This is a genomic window from Methylobacterium sp. EM32, from assembly GCF_040593685.1.
Lineage (GTDB): Bacteria > Pseudomonadota > Alphaproteobacteria > Rhizobiales > Beijerinckiaceae > Methylobacterium.
Window position 1 is genome coordinate 1 of sequence record NZ_JBEXZS010000014.1, and the last position, 6,183, is coordinate 6,183.

General features: G+C 73.2%; 4 protein-coding genes. All 4 read left to right on the plus strand.

Annotation, left to right across the window (positions count from 1 at the left end):
- The coding region (locus ABZT49_RS02810; protein WP_355282740.1) for a YadA-like family protein at window positions 1-2,271 on the plus strand (2,271 nt) is incomplete at its 5' end.
- A gap of 9 nt (window positions 2,272-2,280) precedes the next feature.
- Complete coding sequence (locus tag ABZT49_RS02815) at window positions 2,281-2,901, plus strand: invasion associated locus B family protein (RefSeq protein WP_355282743.1); 621 nt, start codon at window positions 2,281-2,283, stop codon at window positions 2,899-2,901.
- Window positions 2,902-3,021: 120 nt separating this feature from the next.
- Entirely contained in the window at window positions 3,022-3,951 is a 930-nt protein-coding gene (locus tag ABZT49_RS02820) for an AEC family transporter (RefSeq protein WP_355282746.1), read from the plus strand.
- Between the two features lie 418 nt (window positions 3,952-4,369).
- The gene (locus tag ABZT49_RS02825; protein ID WP_355282749.1) at window positions 4,370-5,758 is read left to right on the plus strand and encodes a diguanylate cyclase; all 1,389 of its coding nucleotides are present in this window, start codon (window positions 4,370-4,372) and stop codon (window positions 5,756-5,758) included.
- Window positions 5,759-6,183 lie beyond the last annotated feature (425 nt).

The window sequence follows — 6,183 nt, forward strand, 5'->3', positions numbered from 1 at the left end:
ACCGGCGGCACCAGCCTCAGCCTCGTCAACGCCTCGGGCGACGCGCGGACGGTCACCGGCGTCGCCGCCGGGCGGCTGGCGGCCGGCTCGACGGAGGTCGTCAACGGCGGCCAGCTCTACGCCACCAACCAGCAGGTGGCGCGCAACGCGACCGATATCGCGGCGAATGCCAGCGGCCTGTCCAGCCTGAGCGCCGGCCTCGCCAACGGCGCGCTCGGCCTGGTGCAGCAGGACGCGACGAGCCGCACGCTCACAGTGGGAAAAACCACCGACGGCATGCTCGTCGATCTCGCCGGCACGCAAGGGACCCGCCGTCTCGCCGGCCTGTCGGCGGGCCTCCTCGAGAGCGACGCCGCGACTCTCGGGCAGCTGCGCCTTTCCGGCAGCGCCTTCACCACGGGTCTTGGCGGCGGGGCGGCCTACGATCCGGTCACCGGCGCCTTCACGGCCCCGAGCTACAGCGTCGGCGGGCGCAGCTACGGCAATGTGGGCGGCGCGCTTGCGGCGACGAACACTCTGGCGGTGCAGTACGTGGCGGATGCGGCGGGCAACCCGACCGGCACGGTCGATCTCGCCAAGGGTGGCGCGAGTCCTGTCGCCGTGCGCGGCGTCGCGGCGGGGCGGCTCGCCGCCGGCTCGACCGAGGCGGTCAACGGCAACCAACTCTACCAGACCAACCAGCAGGTCGCGTCCTTGAGTAGCGGGATCGCTGCAGGCACGATCGGGCTGCTGCGGCAGGACCAGGCGACCGGGGCGCTCAGCATCGCCGCCATGACCGGCGGCACCAGCCTCAGCCTCGTCAACGTTGCGGGCAACGCGCGGACCGTCACCGGCGTCGCCGCCGGCAGCCTTGCTGCCGGCTCGACCGAGGCGGTCAATGGCAATCAGCTCTACCAGACCAACCAGCAGGTCGCGACGCTCGACACGGCGATCCAGCAGGGCACCCTCGGCCTCGTCCGGCAGGACCCGGCCTCCCGCGGCCTCACCGTCGGCGCCGGCACCGATGGCACCACGGTCGCCTTCGCCGACCGCGCCGGCGCGGCGCGCACGCTCACCGGGATCGGCGCCGGCCGGATCGCCGCCGGCAGCCAGGAGGGCGTCAATGGCGGCCAGATCTACGGCGTCACCGCCTCCCTCGCCGCGTCCCTCGGGGGCGGGGCGGGGGTCGCCGCCGACGGGACGCTGACCCTGCCGCGCTTCACGGTGCAGGGCGGCACCTACGATTCGGTCGGCGGCGCGCTCGGCAGCCTCGACGCGGCGGTGACCAGCCTCAACACCAGCGGCAGCCGCTACGTCGCGGTCAACAGCACCGGGCCGGCCGCCCAGGCCAAGGGCGCCGACACGGTGGCGATCGGCCCCGGCGCCGTCGCGGGCGCCGGACGCGGCGTGGCGCTCGGCGCCGGTGCGGTGGCGAGCCGGGCCGGCCTTGCCGGCGCCACCGAGGCGTTCTCCGGCGTCGCGGTCGCCTCGAGTCAGGGCGCCGTCTCCGTCGGCGATGCCGGCGCCGAGCGGCAGATCACCAACGTCGCCGGCGGCACGCAGGACACCGACGCGGTCAACCTGCGGCAGCTGCGGGCGGTCGGCCGCGGCCTCGCCGGGGCGCTGGGCGGCGGGGCGGGTTATTCCGCCGACGGCACCTTCACGGCACCGTCCTACGCGGTCGGCGGGCAGAGCTATGCCAGCGTCGGCGCGGCCCTCGGCGCCGTCGACACCTTCGGGGCGCGCTACGACGTCGATCCGGCGACCGGCGGGCGCGGCCAGTCGATGACGCTGGCGGGTGGCGACCCCAACCAGCCGGTGCTGATCCGCAACGTCGCCGGCGGCCTGCTGCCGACCGACGCGGCGAATCTCGGTCAGGTGACCCAGGCCGCCGCCCAGGCGCGGTCTGAGGCCAACGCCTATACCGACCGCAGCGTCGCCGCCGCCTCCGCCGCGGCCAACGCCTATACCGACACCGCGGTGGCGCCGCTCCAGCGCCAGATGACCGCCTTCGGCAGCCAGCTCGCGGACCTGAACCGCCAGGTCGGCGAGGTGCGCGGCGAGGCCCGGCGCGCCGCGGCGATCGGCCTCGCGGCGGCGGCCCTGCGCTTCGACGACCGGCCCGGCAAGCTCAGCGTCGCGGCGGGCGGCGGCGTCTGGCGCGGCGAGGGCGCGGCCTCCTTCGGCCTCGGCTACACCCTGCCGGACGGCTGGGCACGGGTGAACGCTACGGGCGTGGCCGCCGGTCGCGACTTCGGCATCGGCGCCGGCGCGAGCTTCACGCTGAACTGAGGGCGAGGCTTGCACCGCCCCCGCACCCGCGCCGCGAGACGTCCGGCGGCCCTCCTCGCGGCGCTGCTCCTGCTCGCCCCGGTGCCGGCCGCGGCGCAACTGCGCGGCAGCCTCGCCGAGGCGGGGACGGAGCCGGCGGCAACGGGCGCGGTCGCACCGGCGGAGCCCGGCTACCGGATCAGGCCGGTCGCCGGCGCGCCGGCCGGGCCCGGGGTGCGGCGGGTGATCGAGACCTTCGGCGGCTGGACGCTGATCTGCGACGAGGAGAAGCGGCGGCGCATCTGCAACGCCTCGCAATCGATCGTCACCGCCGCCGGCGGGCTGGCCTTCAGCTGGTCGCTCGCCGCGACGAAGGGCGGCGAGCCGGTCTTCGTCCTGCGCGCCCCGGTCTCCGGCTTCCCGGCTCGCACCGTCACGCTCGACGTCGCCGGCCGGGAGACCGTGATCCGGCTGCCGAACTGCGATGCCGCCCTCTGCGTCGGCTTCCTACCGCTCGACGCCGCGCTCGTGCGCCAGATCAAGGCCCGCGCCGGTGTGACCATCCGCTACCGTGTGCGGGAGGGGAGCGCCCCGGTGGCGATCGCCGCCTCCCTCGACGGGCTCGGGGCGGCCATCGGCAGCATCCGCTGACGAACCCGGTCCCGGCGCGGCCCCGCCCCGCCGGGAGTGCAGAGCTCGGCGCCTTGCGCCACGGCCCGGGCTGCACCAAAGCGGGTCCGCCGGCGCTCCGCCCGGTTCCGGCGCTCCCCGATGCAGGCCGTCCTCAACGCCGCCCTCCCCATCTTCGCGCTGATCCTGGCAGGCTTCCTGTCCGGCCGCACCGCCCTGTTCGGGCCGGCCGCCGCCGACAGCCTGAACCGCTTCGCGATCTATCTCGCCCTGCCGGCGCTGATGTTCGGCGCGATGGCGAAGATCACCCCGGACCAGGTCGCCCAGATCGGGTTCGCGGCGGCCTTCGCGGGCGGCATCGCGGCGGCCTTCGCGGCGGCCTACCTCTTCGGGCGCGCGCGGTCGTTGCGCAGCGCCCAGGCCTGCATCGAGGGGCTGGATGCCGGCTACAGCAATGTCGGCTTCATGGGCATCCCGCTCTGCCTCCTGGTGTTCGGGCCCGCGAGCCTGCCGGCGGCGGTGATCGCGACCCTGTTCACCGCCTGCGTGCTGTTCCTGTTCGCGATCGTGCTGATCGAGCTCGACCTCCAGAAGGGGGCGGGGTCCGGCACCGCCCGCAAGGTGGTGCTGGCGCTGTTGCGCAACCCGCTGCTGATCGCGCCCCTCGCCGGCCTCGCGGTCGGGCTCACCGGCCTCGCCGTGCCGGGCCCGATCGAGCGTTTCGCCGCGCTCCTCGGCGGCGCGGCCTCGCCCTGCGCCCTCGTCTGCATCGGGCTGTTCCTGGCGCAGGAGCGGGTGGTGCTCTCCGACATCCGCCCGATGGCGGCGCTCGTCGTCCTCAAGCTGGTGCTGCAGCCGGCGGTGACGGCCCTCCTCGTCTACAAGGTCTTCGCGGTGCCGGACCTGTGGGCGCGGGCGGCTGTGCTGCTCAGCGCCCTGCCGATCGGGTCCGGGCCGTTCACGCTGGCCAAGCTCTACGGGCTCGAGGCCGGCGTGACCTCGGGGGCGATCCTGCTCTCGCACCTCGCTTCGGTGGTCACCGTGTCGCTGCTCGTCGCCTGGCTCGCCTGATACGGCGCGGTCGGTGACGGTCGTCGGGCCCGCGCGGGCAAGGCCCTGCGCCGTCGGACGGACCGGGATCGCGAAGACATCGCTTGAGCCGGCGGCGCGTCCGCGGGATCGACGCGAGACAGGTCTAACGCATTCGTCTCGGCCACGGCGAGGTGCCGCCGCCCGGCCCGGATCCCCGCCCGTGCCGCAGCGGATCCGCCGCTTCCTGTGGAGACGATTTGGGAATCTATGACGACGATGCTGCGCCGTCGGCGCTTAATCGAATCTTGAATGTTGACCCCGAGTCTAACACAATCGACCCGAGCAGGCAGGCTGGAGCGTAGCATGAGAACGGGGGGCTGCCGACTTGGGCTGAGCACGTCCGTCCCATCCGCATCCCCCGCCGGGGCACGGCTCGTCCGGAGCCGCGCGTAGGATTATGGCGGTTCCTCGCCTCGTTCGCCGATTCTTCGCCGCCGGGCCGCCGGCGCGCGACCGGGCGCTGGCCGGCCGGCTGATGCGGGTGATCTTCGGCTGCTACGTCGTGGTGGCGGTCGGCCTCACCGCTCTGCAGATGCTCGTCGCCTACCGGGCCGCCAGCCAGCGCCTGCAGGACGACGTGGCGGCGCTCCAGCGCACCTTCAGCCCCGGCATCGAGGATGCCATGTGGCGCTACAACGGCGAGGTGTTGCGCGGCATCCTGACCGGCATGCGCGAGATCCCGGCCGTCGTCGGGGTCGAGGTGCTGGACGAGGCGGGAGGGCGCGTCCAGGCGATCGGCACCGTCACCGACGCGTCCGGGCGGATCTGGCACATCGGCGGCCAGGAAGCGGCGCCGTCGGTCGCCCGCAGCTTCGGCACCCCGTTCAGCCGCACCTTCCCGATCGTCCACATCGACGGGAACGGCCGCCGCTACCCGATCGGCTCCTGGACCGTCCATTCCGACGACAGCATCGCGATCGAGCAGGTGAAGAACACGCTCTACGTGATCCTGATCAACTCGGCGATCAAGTCGGTGATGCTGTGGTTCATCTTCTATCTGGTGATCCGCACCATGGTCGGCCGGCCGCTGGGACAGATCCGCGACTACCTCGCCCGGATCGATGCCGACACCCTGGCGGCACCACCCCTCACGATCGAGGCCGGCGGCCGCAACGAGCTGCACGCCCTGGCCGGTGCGCTCAACACCATGCGCGACCGGCTGCGCTGCGCCTTCGAGGAGAACGCTGCGCTGATGCGCGACCTGCGCGAGATGAACGCGACGCTGCAGGACCGCATCGCCGAGCGCACCCGCGATCTCGAGACCCTGGCCCATACCGACCTGCTCACCGGCCTGTTCAACCGGCGCAAGCTCGACGAGGCCCTGGCCGAGGCGGCGGAGCGGGCGTGCTCGAGCGGCACGCCGCTGGCGCTGATCCTCGGCGACGTCGACAACTTCAAGGCGGTCAACGACCGCTACGGCCACACGATCGGCGACCAGGTGCTGGTCGCCTTCGCGGCGCTCCTGCGCGATGCGGTGCGGCCCAGCGACATTCTCGGCCGCTGGGGCGGCGAGGAGTTCATGCTGCTCTGCCCGGTCACCGACCTGTCGGCGGCCGCCGCCATCGCCGAGCGCCTGCGCCAGCGCGTCGAAGCCACCGCCCTGCCGGAGGTCGGCCCCCGCACCTGCTCCTTCGGCGTCGCCGTCCTGGCGCCGGGGGAGAGCACCGACAGCCTCGTCGCCCGCGCCGATGCCGCGCTCTACCGCTGCAAGCGCAATGGGCGGAACCGCGTCGAGGCGAGTGCCGGGCTGCAGCCGGAGGTGGAGATGCCGGAGCGGGCGGCGTGAGGCGGGGCCGGGTGACCACCAGCGCTCATCGGGATCCGTCGCTTCACGCGACAGACTTGACTCGATAGACGTACCACCCTCCGGGTCGGGCTCCGCCACGCGGCCCCGGGATGACGCCGAGACATGTCAGCCGTTAGGGCGGATCGATCGGCGCCGCCGACCAGACAGGCTCTCGGGATGAGGCCGATGGTGCGAGGAATCGAAGTCATGCCAACGGTCGTCGGCAACGACCTCTGGCTCCGTTCCCGCATTGTCGCCCAGCCTCTGGCCTGGCGTCGACGATTCGAGAGGGGTCGACGGCACGATGCGTCGGCATCTTGGGCCGTTGCTAGAGCATTTTCCGACGAAGTGGATGCCGGTTCGTCGTAGAAAATGCGGCAAAGTCAAAGACCTAGAGAGCTTCGCGATTGCAACGCGATCGTGAA

What these genes read in the sequence shown, in the direction of transcription:
- ABZT49_RS02820 (WP_355282746.1), top strand. Translation starts at nt 3,022, where the DNA reads ATGCAGGCCGTCCTCAACGCCGCCCTCCCCATCTTCGCGCTGATCCTG.
- ABZT49_RS02825 (WP_355282749.1), top strand. Translation starts at nt 4,370, where the DNA reads ATGGCGGTTCCTCGCCTCGTTCGCCGATTCTTCGCCGCCGGGCCGCCG.